Annotated in this window: 21 protein-coding genes and 2 pseudogenes; 10 read left to right on the forward strand and 13 right to left on the reverse strand. The window is 56.8% G+C overall.

Annotated elements, in window-relative coordinates; genetic code table 11:
• Positions 1-298 precede the first annotated feature (298 nt).
• The 3 genes from JJB09_RS02530 (at position 299) to JJB09_RS02540 (ending at position 4,247) form a co-directional block, all read left to right on the forward strand.
• A complete protein-coding gene (locus tag JJB09_RS02530; protein ID WP_201652551.1) occupies positions 299-1,708 on the forward strand; it encodes a DUF1254 domain-containing protein in 1,410 nt (469 codons plus the stop codon).
• Entirely contained in the window at positions 1,675-2,718 is a 1,044-nt protein-coding gene (locus JJB09_RS02535) for an alpha/beta fold hydrolase (RefSeq protein WP_201652554.1), read from the forward strand. The genes JJB09_RS02530 and JJB09_RS02535 overlap by 34 nt, the downstream gene beginning before the upstream one ends.
• A gap of 116 nt (positions 2,719-2,834) precedes the next feature.
• Entirely contained in the window at positions 2,835-4,247 is a 1,413-nt protein-coding gene (locus JJB09_RS02540) for a DUF1254 domain-containing protein (protein WP_201652557.1), read from the forward strand.
• A 208-nt stretch (positions 4,248-4,455) separates the two neighbouring features.
• Here the strand turns inward: JJB09_RS02540 and JJB09_RS02545 are convergent, their stop codons facing one another.
• Positions 4,456-4,827, reverse strand: coding sequence for a nuclear transport factor 2 family protein (locus JJB09_RS02545; RefSeq protein ID WP_201652560.1), 372 nt, complete (start codon positions 4,825-4,827; stop codon positions 4,456-4,458).
• Positions 4,828-5,284: 457 nt separating this feature from the next.
• On the opposite strand from JJB09_RS02545, the gene JJB09_RS02550 reads away from it, so the two are divergent.
• Complete coding sequence (locus JJB09_RS02550; protein WP_201652562.1) at positions 5,285-5,584, forward strand: hypothetical protein; 300 nt, start codon at positions 5,285-5,287, stop codon at positions 5,582-5,584.
• A 220-nt stretch (positions 5,585-5,804) separates the two neighbouring features.
• Positions 5,805-6,293: an RrF2 family transcriptional regulator gene (locus JJB09_RS02555; protein ID WP_201652565.1), complete on the forward strand. Its 489-nt coding sequence runs from the start codon at positions 5,805-5,807 to the stop codon at positions 6,291-6,293.
• Here JJB09_RS02555 and JJB09_RS02560 read toward each other — a convergent pair.
• The 4 genes from JJB09_RS02560 to JJB09_RS02575 all read right to left on the reverse strand — a co-directional run bounded on the left by JJB09_RS02560 (position 6,276) and on the right by JJB09_RS02575 (position 9,149).
• Entirely contained in the window at positions 6,276-7,304 is a 1,029-nt protein-coding gene (locus tag JJB09_RS02560) for a mechanosensitive ion channel family protein (RefSeq protein ID WP_201652568.1), read from the reverse strand. The genes JJB09_RS02555 and JJB09_RS02560 overlap by 18 nt on opposite strands.
• A gap of 76 nt (positions 7,305-7,380) precedes the next feature.
• Complete coding sequence (locus JJB09_RS02565) at positions 7,381-7,803, reverse strand: cupin domain-containing protein (protein WP_201652571.1); 423 nt, start codon at positions 7,801-7,803, stop codon at positions 7,381-7,383.
• Positions 7,804-7,841: 38 nt separating this feature from the next.
• The gene (locus tag JJB09_RS02570) at positions 7,842-8,594 is read right to left on the reverse strand and encodes an SDR family oxidoreductase (RefSeq protein ID WP_201652573.1); all 753 of its coding nucleotides are present in this window, start codon (positions 8,592-8,594) and stop codon (positions 7,842-7,844) included.
• Positions 8,595-8,669: 75 nt separating this feature from the next.
• Positions 8,670-9,149: a carboxymuconolactone decarboxylase family protein gene (locus JJB09_RS02575; protein WP_201652577.1), complete on the reverse strand. Its 480-nt coding sequence runs from the start codon at positions 9,147-9,149 to the stop codon at positions 8,670-8,672.
• A 131-nt stretch (positions 9,150-9,280) separates the two neighbouring features.
• Here JJB09_RS02575 and JJB09_RS02580 point away from each other — a divergent pair, with 131 nt between their 5' ends.
• Positions 9,281-10,207 carry a LysR family transcriptional regulator gene (locus tag JJB09_RS02580; RefSeq protein ID WP_201652580.1) on the forward strand — a complete coding sequence of 309 codons (927 nt, stop codon included), beginning with the start codon at positions 9,281-9,283 and terminating at the stop codon, positions 10,205-10,207.
• Positions 10,208-10,261: 54 nt separating this feature from the next.
• On the opposite strand, the gene JJB09_RS02585 is transcribed toward JJB09_RS02580, so the two are convergent.
• The 4 genes from JJB09_RS02585 to JJB09_RS02600 form a co-directional block, all read right to left on the reverse strand.
• On the reverse strand, positions 10,262-10,657 hold the full coding sequence (locus tag JJB09_RS02585) for a GFA family protein (RefSeq protein WP_246748534.1): 396 nt from the start codon (positions 10,655-10,657) through the stop codon (positions 10,262-10,264).
• A gap of 456 nt (positions 10,658-11,113) precedes the next feature.
• Entirely contained in the window at positions 11,114-12,466 is a 1,353-nt protein-coding gene (locus JJB09_RS02590; protein ID WP_201652583.1) for a sensor domain-containing phosphodiesterase, read from the reverse strand.
• A gap of 9 nt (positions 12,467-12,475) precedes the next feature.
• A complete protein-coding gene (locus tag JJB09_RS02595) occupies positions 12,476-13,186 on the reverse strand; it encodes a response regulator transcription factor (RefSeq protein ID WP_201652586.1) in 711 nt (236 codons plus the stop codon).
• A complete protein-coding gene (locus JJB09_RS02600) occupies positions 13,183-13,674 on the reverse strand; it encodes a hypothetical protein (protein WP_201652589.1) in 492 nt (163 codons plus the stop codon). Before JJB09_RS02600 ends, JJB09_RS02595 begins: the two co-directional genes overlap by 4 nt.
• Positions 13,675-13,873: 199 nt before the next feature.
• Here JJB09_RS02600 and JJB09_RS02605 point away from each other — a divergent pair, with 199 nt between their 5' ends.
• The gene (locus JJB09_RS02605) at positions 13,874-16,843 is read left to right on the forward strand and encodes a hybrid sensor histidine kinase/response regulator (protein WP_201652592.1); all 2,970 of its coding nucleotides are present in this window, start codon (positions 13,874-13,876) and stop codon (positions 16,841-16,843) included.
• A gap of 353 nt (positions 16,844-17,196) precedes the next feature.
• Here JJB09_RS02605 and JJB09_RS02610 read toward each other — a convergent pair whose 3' ends face one another.
• Positions 17,197-18,174 (reverse strand): L,D-transpeptidase family protein, encoded by a 978-nt coding sequence (locus tag JJB09_RS02610; protein WP_201652595.1) that lies wholly within the window; start codon positions 18,172-18,174, stop codon positions 17,197-17,199.
• A gap of 569 nt (positions 18,175-18,743) precedes the next feature.
• Between JJB09_RS02610 and JJB09_RS02615 the strand changes: the two are divergent.
• Positions 18,744-19,374: pseudogene (locus JJB09_RS02615) on the forward strand (tyrosine-type recombinase/integrase).
• Positions 19,375-19,391: 17 nt separating this feature from the next.
• Here JJB09_RS02615 and JJB09_RS02620 read toward each other — a convergent pair.
• Together JJB09_RS02620 and JJB09_RS02625 are read right to left on the reverse strand one after the other, a co-directional pair.
• Positions 19,392-20,390: an HAD family hydrolase gene (locus tag JJB09_RS02620; protein ID WP_201652597.1), complete on the reverse strand. Its 999-nt coding sequence runs from the start codon at positions 20,388-20,390 to the stop codon at positions 19,392-19,394.
• A gap of 66 nt (positions 20,391-20,456) precedes the next feature.
• Positions 20,457-22,169 (reverse strand): arylsulfatase, encoded by a 1,713-nt coding sequence (locus JJB09_RS02625; RefSeq protein ID WP_281431808.1) that lies wholly within the window; start codon positions 22,167-22,169, stop codon positions 20,457-20,459.
• Between the two features lie 907 nt (positions 22,170-23,076).
• Between JJB09_RS02625 and JJB09_RS02630 the strand changes: the two genes are divergently transcribed.
• Complete coding sequence (locus JJB09_RS02630; protein ID WP_201652600.1) at positions 23,077-23,637, forward strand: hypothetical protein; 561 nt, start codon at positions 23,077-23,079, stop codon at positions 23,635-23,637.
• A gap of 141 nt (positions 23,638-23,778) precedes the next feature.
• A pseudogene (locus JJB09_RS02635) lies at positions 23,779-24,332 on the forward strand (IS3 family transposase); the annotation flags it as partial.
• A 241-nt stretch (positions 24,333-24,573) separates the two neighbouring features.
• Here JJB09_RS02635 and JJB09_RS26880 read toward each other — a convergent pair.
• The gene (locus tag JJB09_RS26880) at positions 24,574-24,699 is read right to left on the reverse strand and encodes a hypothetical protein (protein WP_281431809.1); all 126 of its coding nucleotides are present in this window, start codon (positions 24,697-24,699) and stop codon (positions 24,574-24,576) included.
• Positions 24,700-24,911: the final 212 nt, after the last annotated feature.

Here is a 24,911-nt window from a genome sequence, read left to right on the forward strand (position 1 = left end):
AAAGCGGCCGCTCGCTTCTCGTTCCGGAAGAGAGGGTAGCAGGGGTTATTCGACGCCTTTGGTGTTTGGGGATATGCTTAGCGAGGCATGGCTCACATATTCGATGATGTTACCGTTACGTACTTGTAGCGTCGATGATATAATGTATTCCTAATACTTATAAGAGCAGTTGCAGGCGTCTTCAATCTTCCCGACGCGATCTGAGTGGCCAGCGTTGCCCTCTTCCAGTGATCCATCGGTTCCGCGATCCTATAATTCGCCTAGCGCATTCAACATCAGCAATGTGGGGGATCCAACTATGCCAGCCATTACACGAAGACTCTTTGCGTCCGGAATTGCCGTGCTGCCCGCGCTCCGCTTCAGTGCGGTGTGCGCCCAGAACGCCACACCCGAGGAAGCCCGCGCCATCGCCAAGGAAGCCTATATCTACGGCTTTCCGATGGTGGACAGCTATCGCATCCAGTACGCCTTTTTCGTAGCCAGCGGTAGTTCCCAATTCAAGGCGCCCATGAACCAGATTATGAGCATGGCGGGTCTCGCCACGCCGGCCGACACGGCGGTCCAGACGCCCAACTCGGATACGCTCTACTCGCTCATTGGGCTCGATCTGCGCGCCGAACCGTTCGTGCTCACTATTCCGCCGATCGAAAGGGATCGCTATTTCAGCGTCCAGCTCATCGATTGGTACACCTTCAACTTCGACTATATCGGCAGCCGCGCGACCGGCAACGACGGCGGCAGCTTCCTCATCGCCGGGCCGGGCTGGAAAGGCGACACGCCCGCAGGCATCAAGAAGGCCTTCCGCTCGGAGACCGAGTTTGTGTTCGCCAACTATCGTACGCAGCTATTCAGCCCAGACGATCTCGACAATGTGAAGAAAATCCAGGCCGGCTACAAGGTCGAGCCGCTCTCGGCGTTTCTCGGCCAGCCCGCGCCGGTCGCCGCGCCGGCGGTTGATTTCATCAAGCCGCTGACACCGGACGAAGAGAGGAAGTCGCCTGAGTTTTTCAGCATCCTGAATTTCATTCTGCAGTTCTGCCCGACCGATCCATCCGAGACGGAACTGATGGTGCGGTTCGCCAAGGTCGGGGTCGGCGCAGGGAAGACCTTCGACGCGAGCACGCTCTCGCCCGAAATGAAAACCGCCATCGAGCAGGGTATGGCCGACGCCTGGACGGAGCTCGATAATCTGCAGAAAGAGAAGATCGATACGGGGAAAGTGACCTTCGGCGAAATGTTCGGCACGCGGGCGTTTCTGAAGAACAACTACCTCTACCGCATGGCCGCCGCCGTGAACGGCATCTACGGCAATTCGGAGCAGGAAGCGATGTATCCGATTTATGCCGTTGACGCTGCGGGTCAGAAGCTCGACGGCGCCAACACGTACACCGTCCACTTCGCGTCTGGCCAGCTACCGCCGGTAAACGCATTCTGGTCGCTGACGATGTATGAGCTGCCGCAGAGCCTGCTCGTCGCCAATCCGATCAACCGCTATCTGATCAATTCGCCGATGCTGCCGCAATTGGTGAAGGACGCCGATGGCGGCGTTACGCTCTATGTCCAGAACGAGTCGCCGGGCAAGGAGAAGGAGCCGAACTGGCTGCCTGCGCCCAAAGTTCCGTTCATTGCTTTCCTGCGCCTCTATTGGCCGAAGGAAGAAGCGCTTGATGGCAAGTGGAAAGCGCCACCGATGACGAAGGCGCGGTAAGTGCGCTTCATGCATGGACCAAATATCGCCGCTCGACGGGGCGACGATATTGCAGCCGACGATATTACAGCCACGGTGAGCTGACTGATGATCCCAAGCCCCTAGCCCGCAACAAGGAGACCATCGTGAAACCGACAAAGCATCTCGCATTGATCGCACTGTTCGTAGCCGGTCTCGTGTCGTCAACTTTCGCAACTCTTGCGCACGCACAAACTGTCGAGACGGGCTTGGTGAAACTCGCTGACTCCAACATTGAATATTTTAGCCGAGGCGCAGGTGAAGCGATCGTATTGCTGCCAGGCGGGACGCTGACAGTGGGCTACTTGGACGGCCTCGCAGACGAATTGGCGAAGGCTGGCTATCGGGTGGTCGGCATCAACTTCCGCGGTTCAGGCAGGAGCACGGGTTCGAGCGAAGGCGTCACACTCCAGACGATGGCCGACGACGTGGCCGGAGTAATCAAGGCGCTGAATCTGGCGCCGGCTCATGTGGCTGGAAACGACTTCGGAAACCGCGTGGCTCGCATGCTTGCGGCGTCTCATCCCGATTTGACGCGCAGTGTCATCCTGTTAGCGGCGGGCGGCAAAATTCAGCCCAAGCCAGCGGCTTTCCTTGCGTTGGAGGTTATCTTTACTCCGACTTCTACCGATGCAGAGATTTTGGCGCAGATGCCATACTTCGTGTCCAACCCGGCCGACAGCGCTAAAATCTGGGCAATTTTCAAACTATCGCGCGCGCCGGGAGCCGCCAGCATCGAAAAGGCGGCTTCGGAATCCACGCCACTTTCGGCATGGTGGGCACCTCCTGGCGACACGAAATACCTGATCTTGCAGGGCGCGGAGGATCAGATCGCCCCTCCCGAAAACGGTGTCGAGCTCCAGAAGGAGCTGGGCGATCGGGCAACGCTGGTCAACGTGCAGGGCGCGGCTCATTTTCTTCCGCTAGAGCAGCCAGGGACGACTGCGGCTCACGTGATTGATTTCATTCGAGCACTGGGCAGTAAGCCTTGAGATTAGGCTACACGGTCGCAAACGCCCATTGCCTGAGCTAGATCACGGAGCTTGATCGTATCGAGACTGCGTGTTCCGGATTGATGCCATTGAACACCTAACACTTGGAGGATCCGATGAAAATGAACAGACGCGATTTCACGATAGGTTCTGTGCTTGCCGCAGGTCTTGCAGGTCTTGGATCGACCAGCGTCCAGGCTCAGGACGTGACGGCGGCGGACGCCCGCGCCATCGCCAAGGAAGCCTATATCTACGGCTTCCCGATGGTCGACAACTACCGCATCCAGCATGCCTATTTCCAGGACAGCAAGAATCCCGAGTACAAGGGACCCTGGAACACCCTCGTCAACATTCCGCGTGTCTACACACCGGCCGACACGGCGATCCAGACGCCCAACTCTGATACGCCCTACTCCTTCGCGGGCCTGGATCTGCGCGCCGAACCCTTCGTTCTCACCGTGCCGCCAATCGAGAAGGATCGCTATTTCAGCGTCCAGCTCATCGATTGGTACACGTTCAATTTCGATTACATCGGCAGTCGCGCGACCGGTAATGATGGCGGCAGCTACCTCGTCGCCGGGCCAGGTTGGAAGGGCGAGACGCCCGCCGGCGTCAAGGAAGTATTTCATTCGGAGACCCAGTTTGTGTTCCCCGCCTACCGCACGCAGCTTTTCAATCCGGCCGATCTCGACAATGTGAAGAAAGTCCAGGCCGGCTACAAGATAGAGCCTCTCTCGGCGTTTCTGGGCCAGCCCGCGCCGGCGCTCGCGCCCGCAATCGATTTCATCAAGCCGCTCTCGCCGGACGAAGAAAAGACGTCGCTCGAGTTTTTCAACATCCTGAACTTCGTCCTGCAGTTCACCCCGACGGTGCCTTCCGAGACCGAACTGATGGCGCGGTTCGCCAAGATCGGGGTCGGTGCAGGAAAAACCATAGACGTTGGCGCGCTCTCACCCGAAATCAAGGCGGCCTTCGAGGAGGGAGTGGCCGAAGCCTGGGCTGATCTCGCCGTCGTGAAGCAGAAGTTCGACACGGGCAAGGTGACCTCCGGCGACGTGTTCGGTACGCGAGCCTATTTGAAGAACAACTACCTCTATCGCATGGCGGCCGCCGTGCTCGGCATCTACGGCAATTCGAAACAGGAAGCGATGTATCCCGCGTATGCTGTCGACGCCGAGGGTCAAAAGCTCGACGGAGCGAACAAGTACAGCGTCCACTTTGCCCCGAACGAGCTACCGCCCGTCAACGCGTTCTGGTCGCTGACCATGTATGAGTTGCCGCAAAGCCTGCTCGTCGCCAATCCGATCGACCGCTATCTGCTCAACTCGCCGATGCTGCCGCAGTTCGTGAAAGACGCAGACGGCGGCCTGACGTTCTATGTCCAGAACGAGTCGCCGGGCAAAGACAAGGAGCCGAACTGGCTGCCTGCGCCCAAAGGCCCATTCCTCATTGCGCTGCGCCTCTATTGGCCAAAGGAAGCAGCGATCGACGGCACATGGAAGCAGCCGCCGATGACGAAGACACAGTGAACGCTCGGCGCGGCCATCGGAACTCGCGCTTCCTGAACTCGAAGCCTTCCGCCGATCGACGTGTTGACAGCGGTAGAACAGTTGGGCCTGCTTCAACCCACATGGCCGCTTCTGGCGCGAAGCGGAAATCATTTCCGTTGTGGAGCCGGAAGTTGGCCGACGGCTCATAGCTGAGGCACCTCAAAAGCGTCCACATCTGGTCTTGTGGCTACTCGACGATCTTCCAATAGGAATCTTTGCGGATCACCTGGCCATTCCGAAACGTATAAAGATCGCAACCCTGGACTTTCGTCTTTGTCCCGCTGAGCGACGTACCCATGAGGGTCCATCTCGATATCCCAGTTCCGGATGCTTCATCAACGAAGTGCTCAGCGTTGTTGTAGGTGACGTCAGGCAGACCCTGAAAGCGCGTCGCCAGCGCCTCTCGCACTTTGGTCTTGCCTTCGAAGCGAGAACCCCAGGGATCGCGTCCTCTTGGCATCTCCAATATGCAGTCTTCAGCGAAGTAAGTCATAAGAAGATCGAGATCGTGTGCGTTGAAGGCATTGCACAGATCTGTCAGTTGCCGACGCAAATCCATCACGGTCTCCATCAGTAGCGAAAGCGTTTGATGTTTCTAGCAGGTTTCTCTAAATGCATGAACCTACTCTTCCGCCCCGAATTGACGGAGAGCCCCACTTCGCGGTCGCTTATCTCGGCGACGATGATCCGGAAATCGTGGTGGTCGAACCGACCTACGGCCAATTCAGGTCTCCAAAACGTGTCGAAGTTCCACTCATTGCGTCTAGTCAGCCATTCCGACGACTACGGTTTCGAATTCGCCAAGCTTCGAGACCTACCTCTGACGGATCTAGCAGTTTCCACTGGTCGATGCTTGGCATCAGGATGATGAAATATCTACAGTGTTCAATGGCGCTATCGGTGTGCGCGACACGAGCAATCGCATGGTAGTTTATGAGTGACGTTCTGTAACGTTTGCGTTGACCGCGCTCATTCGCGAGGCGACACTCCTTCCTGTAGTGACACAGGAGGGAAAGTTGGACGAACCAGACCGTTGGCGACATATGCAGAGCGCGCCGAGGGACGGCAGTCGTATCCTCGTGACAATCCGTCCCTCCGAACAGGGGCCAGCCGCAGTTGACCTCGCGTACTGGTCGAATGGTGATCAATTCGGCGGAGAAGCCTGGCGGTCGTCTGATTCCGCGCCAGGCAGAATTATCGAATATGCCGAGCCAGAATTGAAGTGCTGGATGCCGATGCCTTCAGCCAATCTCCAGATATTGCCCTCCCCATGGGAGGGCGAAGATGCCAGCGAACTCGATGGGTCGGGAATTTAGGCGCTCACTTCCGGATAGCGCCGATAGCGGACGAGGAATGCCACAGAAAGCGAGCAAAGCCGAGCATTCACTGCTTATGAAATCAGTCTGCAAACGACTTGAACGTTCGCCTAGGGCGATGTCGAAACCACTTGGGTCAAGCCTCCCTCCATTTACATCCGAAATTAATACGGATATTGTGTATCCTTATTTCGTGGAGTCGCATGACGAGTGAGAATCAATGATCTTGAAAAGTCAGGTTGAGTGGGCGCTACACTGTTGCGCCATCCTCTCGGGTCTGCCCGAGGGCCGCTATCTGTCGACCAAGGCGCTCGCCGAACTGCACGGTCTGCCCAAGGAATATCTCTCGAAAGCGTTGCAGAGCCTGTCGCAAGCAGGGCTGGTTCATACGACACTCGGACCATCCGGTGGCTATCGTCTAGCAAAGAAGCCCGCTGAGGTGTCCTTCCTGGATATCGTCGAGGCCGTCGAAGGCAGCGGGCGAACGTTCGTGTGCAACAATATTCGCGCCAACAACCCATGTCGCCCCGAGGGCTACTGTGAAGTCGGCCCCTGCGCCGTCGCCCGCATCATGTGGGAGGCGGACGAAGCCTGGCGCAGCAAGCTGCGCAGCGTGACGCTCGCCGACTTGGGACAGGCTCTCAAGAAGGACATTCCGCCGCAAATCTGGAGTGGGACCTTCGAGTGGGTCCTAAAGCGCGCCGGATAGCGACTGAGTACCTGACGTCGCTGTCTGACCGCCGGGAGTCCCTGCTATCCAATGGATCAAACTCTGCACCGGCGGTGCGAAAGCAATGCCGTTCGCGGCGCACTGCCCGTAGACAACATCGATGACTTCATTTCTGGCGGGCGTGCGTTGGGTCGGGCTGGTTACCCTGAACTGAAGTTCAAGCTCGATCGCAATGGCGTCCACGCTCTTGAGGGCCACGATCGGTGCGGGATCCTGAACGATGCAGTAGCAGGTCTGTAATGCCGTCAGGATCACCTCATGGACGATTGACGGGCGATGTATAGCGGCGATCCGCAGCGGCAGGACTATGAGATGGGATTCGTCCGGGCGCGTCAGGTTTGTCAGCGCGATCTTAGCAAGGGCGCTGTTGGGAAGGACCACGATGTTGTGGGCTGGCGTGAGAACGTGAGTGGAGCGCCAGTTGTTTTCGACGACGCGGCCTTCCGTTCCATCAGCAAGCTGAATCCAGTCGCCGATGGAGAATGGTCGGCCTAGCGTCAGCGCGACACCGGAAAACAAGTCACCCAACGTGTTCTGCAGCGCGAGACCGATAATGATGGCGACCACACCTGATGTGGCGACCAAGGTACCGATCGGGGCGCCGAACACGAAGCCGACAATCGAAAGGGTGACACCAAGATAGACGGCGGCGACGATCAGGTCCTGGAAAAGCCTGGCCTCCTGAGGGCGGCGATCGAGGACGATATAGAGACGTACGAAACCGATGGTCGCCCAGGCCAGGTGAACCCACCAAAGTACGCGCGCTGACGTGCCGAGAAGACCGCCGCCGCTCGCGACACCGGCTCCGTAGACGCGATACGGTATGATGCCACTCAAGACCAAGACTATGGTCATCGCCGCGAAGAACAGGATCTGCACGATCAGCCGCGCTGTTGGCCTTTGGCGGCCTTGAAGATGCCAAACGATGATGCCAAGCACCCCCAGTATATTGACTGCGACAAGGGCAAGAAAGGTGGGGTAAGCGAGCATGGGACTGCCTCAGGGTGGAGTGGCGACAGAATGTGAAGGACCGGATGCGTGCGTTCGCGTCCGGTCCTTGATGTCTTCACTTCTTGATCGGAAATGTCAGCTCCTTCTGGTCGGTGTCGACCACGAAAACAGCGAGAAGCTTTGCGGGTTTGGTCTTGCTGCCGTTCGCGCTGACACCGTGGCGATCACCCGGCATTTCGGCAAAGTTCTCGCCAGCCTTGTAGACCTTGACGGGGCCGTCATTGACCTGGCTTCGGATCGAGCCTTCCAGAACCGTCGCATAGATGAACGCTGAGTCCGGATGGGTATGCGCTTCGGAAAAGCCGCTCGGTCCGTATTCGACCAGAACGCCCTTCATGCTTTTGCCAGGAACATTCGGCAACTCATGCTGGAACACCAGCGTGACCTTGGAAACGTTACCAGTCGCCGTGTCGTGGGCTGCGGCGATTCCAGGCAACAGGGCGCCGAATGCCAGCACCGACAGGATGGACTTCATCATCTCGATATTCCTTTCATGTGTTCACATGGTGTTTAGGATCATTTGCGTGGCGACGTGACGAACCACTGCTCGAACGTAATCTTGCCGAGGCGGGGATCGTTGTCGGAGACAAGCGAGCCATCATCGAGCCGCGCTCCGAAATAGCGGGCTTCCGGATCGACCTCGACCGTGCGCGCGTCGCCGATTGCTTTCAGGTAGCGGGCGACGAGATCGCTCAGACGCGAACGCTCCGGGCCCGCGATTTCGATCGTGCCATTGACGGGAGCAGCCAAAGCCACGTCGGCCATGGCATCGGCCACGTCGTCCGATGCGATCGGCTGGACGAAGGCGGGCGAAAGATGGACGTGATCGCCGACAGTGCCGGACTGGGCGATGCCGCCGAGGAATTCCATGAACTGGGTCGAATGAACGATCGTGTAAGGAATACCCGCATCCTTGATCAGCTTTTCCTGGGCCAGTTTGCCGCGGAAATAGCCGCTTTCCTGCAGGCGTTCGGTGCCGACGACGGAAAGCGCGATATGATGCTTAACGCCGGCGACCTTTTCCGCAGCCAGGAGATTGCGGCCGGACGTCTCGAAGAACTCGAGCACCGCCTTGTCTTCGAATGAGGGCGAATTTGCGAGATCGAGCACGACCTCGGTGCCTGCGAGCGCTTCGGCAAGACCCTCGCCAGTGATGGTGTTGACGCCCGTGTTTGGCGAAGCGGCAATCACCTCATGGCCCTTGGCACGCAGACGTTCGACAGTCTTTGAACCGATGAGGCCGGTTCCGCCGATAATGACGATTTTCATAATGTTTCTCCGTCGGTCGGCAGCCACGTTGCGACTGCGCAAAAAAATCAGATGCTGGGGTGTAGGATCGGGGGCTTAGTTTAGTCCTGCCTTGTCCAAGCCGTAAAGCTTGTCGGCAGAGCCGGGCACGGCCTTGAAGGCGATGCTGGCACGATTCCAGGCGTTGATTGTCATGATTGAGAAGGTCAGGTCCGAGACCTCCTTCTCCGAGAGCTGGCCGCGAACGCGCTCGTAAAGTTCGTCCGGAATGCCGCCTTGCGCCAGACTCGTGACGGCTTCCGTCCAAGCGAGTGCTGCGCGTTCGTGGGGAATGAAAAGCTTGGATTCACGCCAGATCGCGACATGGTAGAGACGAAGCTCGCTCTCGCCATGAATTTTGGCTTCCTTGACATGCATGTCGAGGCAGAACGCGCAGCCATTGATCTGGGAGGCACGGATGTTCACGAGATCGCGAATCTTCTGTTCGATCACGCTGTCCTTCATGGCCATGCTGAGGTCAGACAGCTTCTTGAAAAGTTCGGGGGATTGCTGGGCATAGTTGAGGCGCTGTGTCATTTCTCTCTCCTTCAATTAAGGATACATAACATCCTTATGGATATCAGATATCCTTAATAACTGGACAGTAAAGCGCTTTCCGTCTACGGTTGAGACATAAGGCCTATGTCAAAAAGTATGGGGAGGCGACAATGGACATCGTGTCAGCGTTGAGAACGTTCCTGCGGGTCGCCGAAACCCGCTCCTTCTCGGCGGCGGCTGCCGATCTCGGTTTGACCCAGCCAGCCGTCTCGCGACAGGTCTCCAGCCTTGAAGCGCATCTCAACCTGAGGCTTCTCCATCGTACGACCAGTGCGATCGCGCTGACGGCCGAGGGCGAGCGGACCATCCCAATGGCGTTGAAAGTGATCGAGGCGGTTGAGGCGCTGGGCGAAGGCAACTCCTCTGAAGGGCCGACAGTTTCGGGAAAAGTGAGGCTCAGCCTCCCTGCGCCGCTTGGGCTTTACATGAGCGAACGCATCAATGCGCTTCTAAGCGGCCATCCTGGCCTGTCGGTGGAGTTGATCTTCCGCGAGGAGGCGTCGGACATGGTCGAAGAAGGCATTGATCTTGAGGTGCGCCTCGGTCAGGTCAACGACAACAGCTTGATATGCCGCAGGATAGGTTGGACCACTGCCTACCTCGTTGCTGCGCCATCTTATCTGGAAACGCGGCGTGCACCCGAGACGCTTAGCGAAATCGGTTCCCACGATTGCATCTGCTATAGCCGCGCGGGCGACAAAAAAACATGGTCGTTTTCCAACGGCGCGGATGAAGAGCGCCTGCAGATATCGCCGCGTCTCATAGCAAACAATTCCGTCGCCGTTCATCGGGCTGCGCTTGCAGGAAGCGGCGTCGCCGTCCTCTCGCACATCCTTGTAGGTCCTGACATCCAGTGCGGACGGCTGGTCCAACTTATGCCGGATTTTCCTCCGACGCGATTGCCGATCAACGTCGTCTATCTCTCGCGCCGGAATATGCCATTGCGTGTCCGCACCGTTCTCGATTTCCTCGCGGAGGCGGTGCGCGATGATCCACTTATGGCCTCATTGGATGATGCTGAACAAATCCCACAGTGAGTGTGTGGATGTCCGCTTCGCGCCGCCAAATGCGGACGGTCGCCCTCCGAGAGGTTATGATGCTGGGTGGCCCTCCGATTGTGGGGCATCATCACAAATCTCATACCAGCTCGGCTTTTCCGAAGTGAATTCGTGAAACTGGTTCTTAAGGCCGATGTCTGTATCCAAAGCATTTGCCGCGATGGGGAAAGTCGCATCTTCGGAGAGGATTTCTCCAAGTGACGTTCCGCAAATCTTGCAGAAGCAGCGGCCATATTTGTAAGGGGCATCCGGCTTATAGGTCGCCACATTTTCCTTGCCTTGATGCCACTTCAGGTCGTCACGGTTCACAAAAACGATGGTGCTGGCCCCTGCCTTTCGGCATCGGGAACAGTGGCACGTCCCCATTATGGATGGCGCAGCCAACAGTTCAAATTTCACAGCACCACAACAGCAGCTGCCTTCAATCATAAAATATTCCTTTAAATTCTAAGTCATGCGGAACATTAAGTGAACATGCGGCGCGTTGCAAGGACTGCTTTGGGCCAATCGCGGGCAAATGTGGAAATCATTTCCGCGCGCCATAGGCGGACGTCCACGGGCCCGCGATAGACGACCGACTTTGGGCCGTGAGCGGAACGGCAGCTTTTGGCTCCGATAGACCAAGTGCGGACCCTCGATACGAGTCGGGTCGAGCCATACTTTTTTTGATGGCAAGGAGATCCCGGCTTGCGGTTTCTACGAGCCAGCTTTCTTGGGCCTGCCAAAAAGGTCACGCGTGGGCCCGACGACTTGGCCAAGGAGACAACAGGTTGAGGCCTCTCCAACCGCCTTGTCGTCCCCCTATCGGTGGAAGTTGTCGTGGCAAGCTTGAAGGATTGACACAAGCAGGCTGCACAATAGCCGGGTCATCTTACCGAACTTTGATCACAAGAAAAAGCGTAATTCAGATACGCTGGCGGGCCGGCCGAAAAGGAACCCCTGGCCATACTGACAGCCGAGCTCTTGAAGTGCGACGCGTTCCGAAATAGTTTCCACACCTTCGGCGACGACACGCTTTCCCAACGCATTTGCCATATCGATAATGGCCTTCACGATTGCCCGATCGGCGCTTGAGTGGGTCATCGCACGCACGAAGGAGCCATCGATCTTGATTTGGTCATAGGCAAACTGCTTCAGATGCACGAGGGAAGCAAAGCCGGTACCGAAATCATCAAATGCAACGATGAAGCCAGCCGCCCGTAGCGCCTCAAGCTGCGTCCCAATATCGCCGTCTTGCTCTGACAGCATCACACCTTCCGTGACCTCGATCTGGATACGCCGGGGCGACAGCCCTGCCGACCGGGTTGCGCCTAGGACTTCATCGACCAGACAAGGACTGCCTGGCAGTGCACTAAATTGTGACGATGAAACATTGATCGCGATGTGCCCGAAATCGAGCCCGGCCGCCTCCCACACCCTGGCCTGTACGATGGCGGTCTGGAGCACGTGATTGCCGATCCGCCTGGAAACTATGGGATCTTCGAGAGCCGCCGAAAAGGCCGTGGGACCGAATACCGATCCATCAGGCCTCCGCAGCCGCAACAGAGCCTCAAAGCCAATGCGCCGTCCCGTATCGAGCGCGACCTTCGGTTGATAATGGAGCATGAACAAGCCATTTGCGAGCGCCTCTTCCGCAAGCGCCAATGCGGCCTTGTCGGCTTTAGCGCGATCCAGTCGGCCCGTATCGATCCGCGAAAGCAAATACCGGTCTTCGAATTGCAGGAGGCGTTCCACAGCGCAGCGCGCCAGCCGATCCAGCAAGCCGCGCACGTCGGCCCCGAGGCGCCTCGGCACCCGATCGAGAACGCATAGCGAGCCGAGGCGAAGCCCCGGCTCGATCTCGAGCGGTACGCCAGCATAGAAGCGAATCCCGTCGCTTTTAGTTACGAAGGGGTTCTCGGCAAAGCGGACATCGCGAACGGCATCCGGCACGACGAAAGGTTTCGATGATCGAATTGTATAGTGGCAGAAGGCGTCTTCCCTGGCGGAGCCTTCCCCTTCGATGCCCCGCTTCGACTTGAACCATTGGCGTTCACTGTCAAGCAACGTGATCAGGCCGACCGGCGTACCGGCTGCGAGGCAAGCTGCATCGACCAGCGCGTCGAGCACAGGATCTGGGCTGATCAAATCGATGGACAGCTCACTCAGACGTTTCAGACGAGCCGATTCGTCCAGCGCAGGTTCCATGGGTTTGACCTTTGTCGCAAGAATCACTTCACGGTGAACACGCTGACGCATGCGGCTCCTCTACTTACCCTGTTGCGGCGTATCGCTGAGGCGATAGCCAACACCGCGGATCGTCTTTATGGCAGCACCACTGGCGGCATCGAGTTCTGCAAGCTTGCCGCGCAACCGGTTTATGTAGACGTCGATTGTCTTGTCGCGCGGGTCGTGCTCACGAAAGAGCGCCTGCCGTGCAATGCATGTCTTGGGACAATCCTCACCCGCACTGGCATGAAGGACCTGCAGTATTCTGCCCTCGAGTGCGGTCAGCGGCTGACTCGCGCCGTCACAGTGCATCGACAGGCGCCCGATGTCGCAATCAATATTGCCGATCCTGAAAGCGGCGTTCTGACGCAGAGGGCTGCGGCCCAACCGCGCCTCGTGCAGGCGATGCACGCGGGCGCGCAGTTCCTTTACGCTGAACGGCTTCATCACGTAGTCGTCTGCGCCGACGCTGATCGCATCCGCCCGGCTGTCGGCATCACCAGCACCTGAGATCATGATGATAGGGACGTCGGAGCGTGAGCGCACATCGCGAAGCAGTTCCAGCCCGCTCCCGTCTGTCAGGTTGATATCGATAAGGATGCAGTCATAAGCAGCGAGTTCATTCGATTGAATGAAGCGGTTCGCCTGTCTCACGGATGCAAGGCAGTCGAGCCGGTCGCGCGAATCCGACCAGTTTAGGCGCAACATTTCAACGACGTCTCGCTGATCTTCGATGATCATTATGTTCATGGCTTCTTCGATTGCTTGGTTGTTTGGCCCAAGCCTCCTTCCTGAGCGCCATAGAGCGCTGGTGGCATCGGGCGCGGTGCTGGCTGCACGTTCTCACTCTCCAATATGGTTTTTGGGGTGAGGCTTTCCAAGGTGGAAAACGGGGAGGTCATGCGCGCCAGCCGATTGACGAAGGCCGGATTCAGCTGTCTGACGAAACAGAGATGCAAGTGCCCGGGATCTCGCTGAACGACGATGCTGCCAACGACCACATCAAACCGTCCTAGAACAAGATAGAGATGATCTGGAACCTGCGAGTTCCCTATGCGCACTGTCGCTCCGCCCTCACTGATCTCAACAATGAGACAACGAATGATCCGCGCGTCACGCATCCATTTGCCGGTGAAGAGCAGATTGCAGAACAGCGTGACGCTGCGGCGGTACCATTTACGGCTGAAGTAGTCGGATTCGACACGACTGAGGTAGGTGGTTCTTTTTGTGGGCTTCAATGGGTTTACCTCGATGCTCGCCGAAATCCTATTCGCCGGCGGGAGGCAAGGGACGCGGCAGTTCGTGGCATCGATTAGACCGGCACACCATTAAGCGACCGCGGCGTCAAATTTAAAAAAGGTAAAATTTAGCGATCCCTCATGGATTAGGGCGCCCCTTAAGACTATCGAGAGGCTGAAATCAACGACGGCTAAGGACATGCAGACCATGCAACGGGAAAGCACAATCGCTGGCAAAGGCTTTCGCACCCTGGTGACCGGTTTCAGGCACTGTGCAACGGATCGGCTTTCCGCTGGATTGCTTGCTGGCGGCATCTCAGCTTTCGTCGTTGCCTGGCTCCCGACAAGTGCATGGTTCTGGGTCGTCGGCGCAACGCTGATCGTCGCCTGGCGCCTCCGTCAAGACGTGGCCCTGCCTCGCGACATTCGCCGAGCGTCGCACGATCTCCATCGGAACCGGGCCCTTCTCGAAATCGCCGGCAAGACCGCGAAGCTCGGCGGATGGGTGGTGCACCTGCCGGACCGGAGACTTGAATGGTCGGATGAGACGTGGGCGATCCACGAAAGAACTGGCGAAACAGTGACATTCGAAGAAGGGCTCGGCTATTTCGCACCAGAATGGCGAGGGGAGATCGTTCGGCAATTCGAATCCTGTGTGGCGACCGGTCTGGCCTTCGATACCGAGGTGGAGATAATTGCGGGTACGGGCCGGCGGAAATGGGTTCGCTCGATCGGGGTGGCGATTCGCGATGACATGGGGCGCATTTCCCGAATCCAGGGTGCCCTCCAGGATATCGATGAACGCAAGCGGTTGGAGAAGACCGCCGGTGATCTCGAACGGCGCTTCGCCGATTCAATGGAGAACATCAGCGATGCTTTCTTTCAGCTCGATACCAGCTGGCGTTTCACCTACCTCAATCATCAGGCCGAACGTCTGCTCGAGCGCTCCCGGTCGGCGCTTCTGGGCTGCCTAATCTGGCCGGAATTCCCAGAGGCCTCCTCGGGCATTGTCCGCCAGCATTACGAACGCGCCGTCCGCGAAGGCAGGACGGCCGACTTCGAAGTATTCTATGAGTCGCTCGACGCTTGGTTTTCGGTCACTGCCTATCCGGGGCCGACGGGGCTGACCGTCTATTTCCGTGACATAACGAAACGGCGAGCAGCGGACCAACAGTTGCACCTGCTGGAAATGGCCATCTCAAGAATCGAGGACTTCGTCATTATAACGACGGCCACATCGGAGCCTGGTCACGCGCATGCGATCGTTTACATCAATGACGCCTTCGTCAGGATCACGGGCTACTCCCAGGAAGATTCGATCGGACGTTCCCCCGGTCTTCTACAAGGCAACCGTACCGACATCGCCACAATCAAGAAGATGGATCGGGCGATCGCGCAGACGAAGCCGATCCATGTCGAACTTCTCAACTACACTAAGGACGGCCGTGAGTACTGGGCGGACATGAGCATCGCACCCATTGTCAATTCCGATGGAAAAGCGACCCATTACGTCGCGACTGGTCGTGACATAACAGAGAGAAAGAGAGCGGAGGAGAGACTGGCCGAAAGCGAGGAACGCTTCGCAATCGTCGCTAAGATGACGACGGATGCCATCTGGGACTGGGACATCGCGACCGGCCGCGTGCATTGGAACAGCAACATCGCGTCCGTCTTTGGACACAACGACGTACCGGTCGAGGATGGTTTTCGGGAATGGGAAGCCAAGCTTCACCCCGACGACCGCGCACGCGTCGTGTCAAGCGTGCTTACCGCAATTAATGGGCGAGCCGAAACGTGGCGCGAAGAATTTCGCTTCCGCCGCGGAGCGGGGACATATGCTGAGGTTCTGGATCAGGGTCACATCATCCGCAATTCCATAGGCAAGGCGACGCGCATGGTAGGCGGCGTCCGCGATATCACCGAGACTCGGCTCAACGAGGCAAAGCGACTGCAAGCACAGCGGCTTGAAGCGATCGGCCAATTGACGGGTGGCGTCGCCCATGATTTCAACAACCTCTTGACGGTCATCATCGGAACTGCAGAAACGCTGGTCGACGAGATTGCCGATCCGAGACTTTCCGCGCTGGCGCAGCTGAACCACAGGGCCTCGCGGCAAGGCGCCGCCCTTACCTGCCAACTTCTCACTTTCGCGGGACGGCAACCCCTCGAACCAGCGACCTTGAGTATCAACAGTTCCATACGGGACATGGAGGGATTGCTGTCTGCTGCACTTGGCGAAACGATCATCCTGGATCTTGAACTTGATCCGGCAGCAGGTCACGTAAGAGCGGATGCGGCGCAACTGGAAGCGTCTATCATGAACCTTTGCATCAATGCCCACGACGCAATGCCCAAGGGTGGCAAGGTGACAATTTCGACGGCGCGAAACGCCAACGATGCAGTGGTTAGAGTCTCGGACGAAGGCTTCGGTATGGACTCGGAGACGCGCGCGAAGGCCTTCGAGCCATTCTTCACCACGAAGCCCTTCGGCAAGGGTAGCGGCTTGGGACTCAGCGTGGTGTACGGTTTCGTGCGGCAATCTGGGGGGCGGATCGAAATTGCGTCGGAGCCAGAAAATGGAACCACCGTTTCCCTGTATTTTCCCCGACTGGCGCCCACGGATATTCCTGCTGAGACTTTCTCGAACGGAGTATTGGATGGTGGCAGTGAGCGCGTTCTCGTCGTCGAGGACGATCCAATGGTCGGTGAATTCGCCGCCGCAACACTCATTTCTCTCGGCTACTCCGTAACATCCGCGGCCGACGCATCGGAAGCGTTGCAGATACTGGAAACGGACGGTTCGTTCGATTTGGTTTTCTCGGATGTGGTCATGCCCGGTCCGATTGATGGCCGCGCCATGGCGAGCAAGATTGCGGCGCAGTATCCGAACCTCCCGGTCGTCCTGACCACCGGTTATGCCGATATCGAACGCATCAGTGCCACGTCGCGATTCCGGCCCCTTGCAAAGCCCTATACTCGACGGCAGGTTGCGGAAGCTTTGCGGGAGGCGATTGGCGCTTCGCGCGCAATCGATGAGCTCTTCATCGCTCATGGTCTAACGAAGAGGCGGCTCCACAGTACGGCACAGCTCAGCGTTAAGCCGTCGCCAGCGCGGCTATCCTTAATGGAGCCGATCCATCACGATCCTGAAACGGCAGTCAAAGAGTAGGAGGGAAGGGCAGCTTTCGGCACATGCAAGAGGAACGTCCGACGTCAGGAATGGGGCGCGTTCCGGACGTGGCTACCTTAGTAGGTATAAGGAAGCTGATCCACTGAACGGAAACCGGCGCGGGAGTTATGGAAGCCGCATACAGCGTCGGGAATCTACGATATTTTCAGCTACCGGCTACTTAGGTGGAAACCTTCTGAGAAACTCCGGAAGCTGGCCAGAGCAAGAAACCGAAATCCGGGCGTGGCGACTATGAGGGGAGAGTGCCAGGCAGCTTACAAGTCATTGGACCTGACGAGGACATCGCGTCTGGCGTGTCTGGATGTCGCATCAGAGGACACGACCCCGGTTTGTCACTTATCGAATTCAACGATAACGCCGGGCTTGACCATGCCCGCCAACTCTTCGACGTCCCAATTTGTCAGTCGGACACACCCGTGGGAACCAGCCTTATCGATTAGGGAGGGTTCGGGCGTTCCGTGAATACCGTAGGTCGGTTGCGATAGATCGATCCATTTCGAGCCGACAGGGTTGTTTGGCCCGCTCGGGAGAGTGAGCTTCTTCTTGTTCTTCCCCTGCTGGAAATTGATTTTGGGATTATACTCATACGTCGGGTTTCGAGCGACACCATTGACCTTGTGCTTGCCGGAAGGTGAGGGGTTGTCCTCGCTTCCAATCGTCGCTGGATACACGGCAAGAATGTCGCCGTTGTCGGCGTAAGCGAAAAGCTGCCCTACATTGCGCCGAACTTCAATCCTTTTCACGATGCCTGTGCGAGTGGCTCCGATCACAGCCACGGAAATAGTTTCGCCCGGAACAAATTTCGCTGACGGATTGAGGGCGTGAAGCAGATCAATATCCATGTGAAACCGCTCCGAGAGCTTTTCCGCAATGCTGGTATAGCCGAGATGCTTCATCTTGGCCTGTTCGGCATAATCTTTGGGGATTTGCTCGACGAGATCGTCCCCATCATCGGGCGCAATTATATACGGTCCGATGACGTGTTTGTCGTTGTTCAGGCGGGCGACGACTTCCGGATCGAGTTTTCCATCTACAGGAAGGTGCCGCATCGCTTCGAAGCCAGCAACCGCTTTACTCACGTTGTCGCCATAGAAGCCGTCAATTACGCCAGGTGATGCCCCAGCACGATCCAGCAAGACCTGCAAATGGATGATCGATGGATCGGGGACGGGCGGCTTCTGCTCGGTGTGTTCCGCAGCGATAGAGCCGATATCAATGTTGTTTATCGCGTCAGGCGACAGTTCTTGAGCATGAGCCCAACTGAAGAAGGTCAGCGCAAACAGTGAGGTGAGCACCAGTTTTTCCATCATGGCGATAGAAGACCTCAACCCATCAGATGTTCCGCGCCTGATAAGTAAATTATGCCCATAGTATGCGATGCCAACCGGAGTAGCGTGACGAACGCCGCCCGCCAGACTTATGCGACAACGCTGGCATGCCGCGTGGGGGCAGGACACCGGTTACCCATAGACTGACCTGCACCTATGTCTGCCTTTCGCAACAAATCATCTTAAAACAGTCAGTCCGCTTTCCACCCCTTCATCGCAATCTGCCGGCCGAAACTGAAGGGCAGCTCTGGGGTAAGCGGCACCGCAGTCCAAAGGAAATGGGGGCGCAAAGCGGAAATGATTACCGCTTCTGGCCCAAAGCAGCCATGGAGGATGCGCTTAGCCAAGGTCGGCTTCGCGCCCCCAAGTCGGTCATAGAGCCCGCGAAGCGGCAGCTCGAAAGCAGACAATGCAGTGGACTGGCGAGGCGGCATGTTTTTGCCAAGAAGCAGCCAAGACCTCGTGGCTCCTTTACGCCTGATCAGGGCCATGTGAAACCTTTGAGATGAGGCGTTTTCCTCGCGGCCAATGGTGGCCAAAGGAGAACTCAAATGGGTGTGGCACAATACGATCCTGCCGCACTGGGACGTCCGGCATGGACTGCCGGCCGAAAGGGGGGCGTTAAGAAGCCGCTGAAGCAGCGCCAGATTTGGGAGATTCGGTTCTTCCTGGATCGGGAAGGACGCATGAGAGATCGCGCATTGTTCGATCTAGCGATCGACAGCAAACTCCGAGGATGCGACCTTGTTAAGATCAAGATCGGAACCCTTGTCACAGGGCAGGAAATTCGAACCCGCGCCATGGTTGTCCAGCAAAAGACAGGACGTCCCGTGCAGTTCGAGATCACCGCCGACGTCAGGGCAAGCCTGCTGGCATGGCTTCGCAGAAGAGGTGGAAGTTGACAATCATGCCTTTTCAAGTCGAATCGACCAAGCTGGCCATCTCAGCACTCGCCAATATGCCCGACTGGTTGACGAGTGGGTGACAGCGATTGGTCTAAGACGCCAAGACTACGGCACGCATTCACTTCGACGTACGAAGGCCGCGATGATCTACAAGGCGACGGGAAATCTTCGTGCAATACAGATCTTGCTCGGACATACGAAGATCGAGAACACGGTCAGGTACCTGGGCGTGGACATTGAGGATGCTCTGGAACTCGCGGAGCACACAGAGATCTAGCAAAAGAGCGGGTCCGCCTATTTGGCAGGTGGGTATATTGCTTTCCAGTCGGTCTTCATATCGATGAGAACCCAACCGCGTTCTGGGGCTTCCGTCATCGCCTTGTCGAGTTTGCCGAAATGGGTATCCCTATCATAGGCGTATTCGCGTACAGCGTCTGTGTGATGAACGATGACGCCAAGGCGAAGGCCGTCACCAGCCGTGCTCCACCGCAGCATTTCATAGTCGCCGTCTGAATTGCCTGCCACGAAGATCGGCCGGCGGCCGATGATCGAATTGATCGCCACGGGCTTGCCGGTCTTGTCGTCGATGAAATCTACCTTCGGCTCACGCATTAGAACCGGCTTGTCGTCCTTCAACATATATTTCGTGACGATGCGGCTGCCAATCACCTGCTCGGGCGGAATGCCGTACATGCTCTCGGTCATCGGCCGCATGAATTCGACGCCGCCGCCCGAGACGATATAGGTCTTGAAGCCGTTGGCGCGGAGATAGTCGAGCAGTTCGCGCATTGGCAGATAGGTCAGTTCATTATAGTGCCTCTTGAAACGCGGATGTTCGGCGCTCGCAAACCAATCCCTTGTGATCGAGTTGAACTCTTCCGTCGTCATCCCGGCATGAGTTTCCATTATTACTTCGACGACGCCCTTCTCGCCAGTCGCCGCGAGTCCCTCAATGTCGCCAGCGAGGATGGATTTGAAAGGCTCGTTTTCCTTCCACTCGGGATGCTGCGGAGCCATGGCCTTGACCCGGTCGAGGGCGAAGGCGAGCTGAAAATAGATCGGATGCTCGGTCCAGAGCGTGCCGTCGTTGTCGAACACTGCAATGCGGTCTTCGGCAGGAACAAATGCGCTGCTGCCTTCAGTTGTCACATTTTTGACGAACGCCACAATAGAAGCCTTGGTCGCGCCATCGTTCCACGACGGCAGGATTTCTTGGCCCAAGGCCCCCAAAGGAGCGGTTACCAAGGCGAAGGCAATTGATATGATCAGCCATTTCAGAGTAAACCTGCACATCTAGGCCTCCCTCACCAACCGGACGCCCGAAGGCGTCCGTCGTGACGTTATTGTTCCAATGGGACGTCAGTCGTGTCCTGTCTTCATCTGTCGAACTTGCTGCATCACCTGTTCAAGATTGTAACTTGCCGGGTCTTGCATCGGCGGGAACTTGATGTAGGTCTCAAGATGTCTCAGCCATAACTGCTGGCCGATTGGGAGCATGTTCCAGTCATAGACATAGGCGGTCGACGGAGAGGCGATCGCGCCTCCCATACCGAAAAGTGTCTTGATTTGCTGACCGACTGAAGTCTCGAACGGATCACGCTTGATGTTGACGACCTGTGTCCAAGAGTAGGGTTGCACGCCAGCTATGAACCCGGCCGGATCATCGGACACCATGGCGAAGTACATTTTCCAGTTTTTATAGCGGACCGCAGACGGCTCCTTGCCGGAATAATAAAGGAATGAGTCCCGTGCCGACTTGTCGGACTTTCCTTCCAGGTATGCGCGCTGGTTTACGCCGTCGAGCGTAGTTTTTGCGAGGCCGGGATACTCGCCCTTCTCGAGCGTTTCCTTCAGTTCATTGCCCTTGGGACCACCGGCGATGTCGACTAATGTGGGCAACCAATCGAGCGCAGCGAACATGTCGTTCTTCACTGTTCCCGGTTCAATGTGGCCAGGCCAGCGTGCCACGAGCGGGGCTCGCATTCCGCCTTCCCAGGTACTCAGTTTTCCGCCCTTGAATGGCGTGGTGCCGCCGTCAGGAAAGGTGATAGTCTCTGCGCCGTTGTCGGTAGTGAAGACAACGATGGTATTGTCGAGTTCACCCATCTCCTCGAGCTTCTTCAACACGTAGCCAATGTTGTCGTCCATCTGCTTCATGCCGGCTTCGTTGACGCCCCAATCTTTGCCGCCTGGTTCCCCCACCATGTTCAGGTACTTGTCCGACAACACGGTGGTGATGTGCATGCGTGCCGGGTTGTACCAAACGAAGAAGGGCTTCTTGGTTTTCTCGGGGTCGTTCCTGTCGAGGAAATCTATGACTTTGGCCGAGATTTCTTCGTCGATCGTCTTGGAGCGATCGAGTGTAAGAGGCCCTTCGTCCTTGCATGTCTGATTTTCCGGCGTGCCGTCGGAGGATATGCAAGCGAGCATCGGTCGCGGAGGCGTCAGGCAAGTAGTGGTAGCCGGGTCTACTGCTGCTGGATCTTCTTTAAGCCCTGGTATCGGCGTGTTCCTGCAAGGCGGCGCCAGGGTCTGTTCGGTCGGCGTCTTGTTGAGGTCAGGGAAGCTCACGCCCTGCATGGCATCAAGGTGATAGAGATAACCCCAGAACTCCTGAAAGCCATGTGCGGTTGGCAAAGACTCCGTGTGGTCGCCGAGGTGGTTCTTGCCGAACTCCCCAGTGTTATAACCGAGATCGTGCAGGAAGCGAGCAAGGGTGGGTGTGCCTTTCCGAAGGTATGATGGGCTGCCGGGAATTTCCGGCAGGACCATCCCCACTCGCACGGGCTGCATGCCAGTTAGGAAGGCGGTACGACCAGCCGTGCAGCTTTGCTCGGCGTAATAGGTCATAAATTTCGCACCTTCTTTGCCTATGCGATCGATGTTGGGCGTTTCGCCCACCATCAGGCCCTGATGATAGATGCTGGGCTGCATCCAGCCAATATCATCGCCCATGATGAACAGGATGTTGGGTTTTTGTGTTTCCTGAGCGGCGGCCGGGCTAGCTCCGGCCAAGAGCGCTGCCGCAAACGTTGCCAATACGGCGCTGCAATTGCCAAATTTGTGCTTCATCTGCTTTCTCCCTCCATGTCGCCGAGAAAAAACCGGACGTGGGACGTGGCGGCAATCCGCCCAAACAGGTGTTCGGTTTGGCTCAATTGTGCTTGAAGTCTTTCGCACCCTCCTTTGTCACCGCAGTCAACGGAAAGAGGACGCGCCCCCGAAGTCGGTATGCGGGTCTCGTCGCGAGACCAGCGCATCGCCTCGATTATTTTTATGGGTTGAAGTCCACGCCCTAGGTTTAATATTAGGGTTATTTCATAAAAAGACTTGCTCTTCAAGATTGAAAGCCGCTGCCATTACGCGGTGAGAGTTCGGACAGGAGATTGCCTTCGGCACTAGCTTACCGGATTAATCGACAAACATTCGCAATTCAGTCCGTTTGGTAGCGGTTGGTATGTGCCACTCCACCCGATGAAGTATATATGTCTATTTGGATCATGGTGGCTCCAAGCTTTGCACCCGGTTTTTAGAAAATCGATCGGCGCATTTGGTTCCAACCGACGACCGCTCGTGGCGCGAAGCGGAAATCATTTCCGGTTCCGACACCGTGGCTTTTCAGTCCAACCTCGAGTCGCCTGGCGCTATCCCCAATCGATTGGACATATTTCGGCACTTGCTCAACGCAGAGCAGAAAATTGTCTGCTTGACTGTCTTACCTGACTGTCTTACCTGAATATCAGGCTTTCCGGATAGCAAAGCCTTTTCAGAGGCTTGAAAGAGGCCGATTTTCTTAGCTGGGAATCCTGGCGCCCCAGTCATCCTTAAGAAATATAACATTTTCAATAACTTACAGGGTGATGCGTGCCCCTGATCGTACCTCGTTGCGTACCTCAAGTCCTAAGCCTTCGTGGAGTACGTGCGGTGGCCCTGCGTCGCTATTGCAGGCATAGAGATGGGCAATTAGTGTCACCTCATCATGAGCAACCTATCGTATCAAATTCTTCCTAATCCGGACGACAACACCCATGAGGTGAGATTGTTCGTTGATGGCATAGACTGGATAGAAGCGGGTCACTTGGGTCTCGATCCACCTGACCTCGTCAGAGAGCTTACCAGAGAGCATCGAAACCACCTCACAATAGGCCGCTGCGGCTGCGGGGTCTTGGGATGCGATGATCTTGTCGTTGACGTTCAGAGGAAGTTGTACTCAGTGGAATGGTCGTGCCTCAATCGAAAGTCCGCGGTTTTCGATGCAGAGCATTTCGACAGCTTCGTCGCCACGCTGGTCAAAGACAACAGTTGGGAGCCGGTGGGACGAACCGTTGAGCGTCACCTCAACGAGATCTTCGCTGGCAGGAAGACTGGCGATGGTTACGCGTTCGACTGGAGCTCCACCAGAGTTGAGCCCAATGTCATGACCTTAAGCGTTACCAAGAACGGGCATCAGAAATTGCTTCAGTTCTCTTGGGATGGAGAAACTGTAGCCAGCGCTCTATCGCGCGGCCAGCAGTTCTTGCAAAAGCAGTTTAACGACTGACAGTCTCGATCAACGCATTGGCGCGTTGCCAAGTCGCTCCACGATCGGTAGCAGCGATGTTCAGGGAACAAAAATTGTGAGCCCCAATCTGATGTCAAGCCATCGCTCCTTCCCCTCCTCGGGCTCGATCATGTGACCACTGGAATTTATGGCGGCAGGCCTTCCGTTGTCATCGACAACACGCTGGATCGGCAATTTGACGTCGAGGCTCCGGACAAAGCCTGGGTCACAGACATCACCTACATCCGACCGGTGAAGGCTTCGCCTATCTGGCCGTCGTCATCGACCTCTATTCCCGCCGTGTCATCGGTTGGTCGCTGCGGAGCCGTCAGACCACCGATGTCGTGCTGCAGGCATTGCTGATGGCGGTGTGGCGGAGAAAGCCAAAGGAACAGGTGCTGGTCCATTCCGATCAAGGCTCACAATTCACCAGCATGGACTGGGCAGCGTTCCTGAAGCACCACAATCTGGTTCATTCGATGAGCCGACGCGGGAACTGCCACGACAATGCAGTTGCTGAAAGCTTCTTCAATCTGCTGAAGCGAGAGCGGATACGCCGAAAGGTCTACCGCTCAAGGGACGAAGCCAGGCAGGATGTGTTCGACTACATCGAGATGTTCTACAATCCGAAGCGCAAGCATGTCAGAAACGGAATGCTGTCGCCCGTCGAGTTCGAAAAGCGGCAGAAAACGTAACCTGAGGGTGTCTACGAAACTCGGGGCTATTCATCTCCGCAGAAACTCAGACTATTCTGCTCGTCTGATCCGCGATCGGTAGTTTGGGAAAATATGATGCTCCGTGAGCGGGGCGAGTTTATATCTGAGGGTTTGAATGGCTAGACCCAAACCGCTTCCTCAATTTAGGCGGCAGGATAGATGAACCGCCTTTTGGTTCGCATCATGGATTCATCTGTCAGCCGAGCACTCCCCGGTTCGTTCACGACCATTGCCTCGAACCACCTGAGAGCTTCGAATAGGAGGTGATCGTCATCGAGACCGAGTTCTCTCGTGCCAGTCCCATCTCGGGTGTCTCGCCCGGATCGGTGTTGCCACCCGGTTGCATTAAGGTCTCTGTGCAACGCTGCGAACTACAAGCGTTTTGCTATCCGGCCGGATCATCAGGAACGACGTCCGCTATTGGTGCGAAGCTGCCGTTAACAACTCCGACGTGGGAACATAGTCTTCGGACCGGCAGCGGAAATAAGATCCAGGCACGCGCATTGATCCCAGGTTCAGGGCTCGGGCCTGAGTCCACAGAGACTTGCAAATTCAGAG

It is taken from the genome of Phytoamicus setariae, assembly GCF_016722925.1.
Taxonomy (GTDB): domain Bacteria; phylum Pseudomonadota; class Alphaproteobacteria; order Rhizobiales; family Rhizobiaceae; genus Rhizobium_E; species Rhizobium_E setariae.

Excerpts from the sequence above, each read along its gene's own strand:
- JJB09_RS02530 (WP_201652551.1), top strand. The coding sequence starts at position 299 with ATGCCAGCCATTACACGAAGACTCTTTGCGTCCGGAATTGCCGTGCTG.
- JJB09_RS02540 (WP_201652557.1), top strand. The coding sequence starts at position 2,835 with ATGAAAATGAACAGACGCGATTTCACGATAGGTTCTGTGCTTGCCGCA.
- JJB09_RS02545 (WP_201652560.1), bottom strand. The coding sequence starts at position 4,827 with ATGGATTTGCGTCGGCAACTGACAGATCTGTGCAATGCCTTCAACGCA.
- JJB09_RS02555 (WP_201652565.1), top strand. The coding sequence starts at position 5,805 with ATGATCTTGAAAAGTCAGGTTGAGTGGGCGCTACACTGTTGCGCCATC.
- JJB09_RS02560 (WP_201652568.1), bottom strand. The coding sequence starts at position 7,304 with ATGCTCGCTTACCCCACCTTTCTTGCCCTTGTCGCAGTCAATATACTG.
- JJB09_RS02565 (WP_201652571.1), bottom strand. The coding sequence starts at position 7,803 with ATGATGAAGTCCATCCTGTCGGTGCTGGCATTCGGCGCCCTGTTGCCT.
- JJB09_RS02570 (WP_201652573.1), bottom strand. The coding sequence starts at position 8,594 with ATGAAAATCGTCATTATCGGCGGAACCGGCCTCATCGGTTCAAAGACT.
- JJB09_RS02575 (WP_201652577.1), bottom strand. The coding sequence starts at position 9,149 with ATGACACAGCGCCTCAACTATGCCCAGCAATCCCCCGAACTTTTCAAG.
- JJB09_RS02580 (WP_201652580.1), top strand. The coding sequence starts at position 9,281 with ATGGACATCGTGTCAGCGTTGAGAACGTTCCTGCGGGTCGCCGAAACC.
- JJB09_RS02585 (WP_246748534.1), bottom strand. The coding sequence starts at position 10,657 with ATGATTGAAGGCAGCTGCTGTTGTGGTGCTGTGAAATTTGAACTGTTG.
- JJB09_RS02590 (WP_201652583.1), bottom strand. The coding sequence starts at position 12,466 with ATGCGTCAGCGTGTTCACCGTGAAGTGATTCTTGCGACAAAGGTCAAA.
- JJB09_RS02595 (WP_201652586.1), bottom strand. The coding sequence starts at position 13,186 with ATGAACATAATGATCATCGAAGATCAGCGAGACGTCGTTGAAATGTTG.
- JJB09_RS02605 (WP_201652592.1), top strand. The coding sequence starts at position 13,874 with ATGCAGACCATGCAACGGGAAAGCACAATCGCTGGCAAAGGCTTTCGC.
- JJB09_RS02610 (WP_201652595.1), bottom strand. The coding sequence starts at position 18,174 with ATGATGGAAAAACTGGTGCTCACCTCACTGTTTGCGCTGACCTTCTTC.
- JJB09_RS02620 (WP_201652597.1), bottom strand. The coding sequence starts at position 20,390 with ATGTGCAGGTTTACTCTGAAATGGCTGATCATATCAATTGCCTTCGCC.
- JJB09_RS02625 (WP_281431808.1), bottom strand. The coding sequence starts at position 22,169 with ATGAAGCACAAATTTGGCAATTGCAGCGCCGTATTGGCAACGTTTGCG.
- JJB09_RS02630 (WP_201652600.1), top strand. The coding sequence starts at position 23,077 with ATGAGCAACCTATCGTATCAAATTCTTCCTAATCCGGACGACAACACC.
- JJB09_RS26880 (WP_281431809.1), bottom strand. The coding sequence starts at position 24,699 with ATGCAACCGGGTGGCAACACCGATCCGGGCGAGACACCCGAGATGGGA.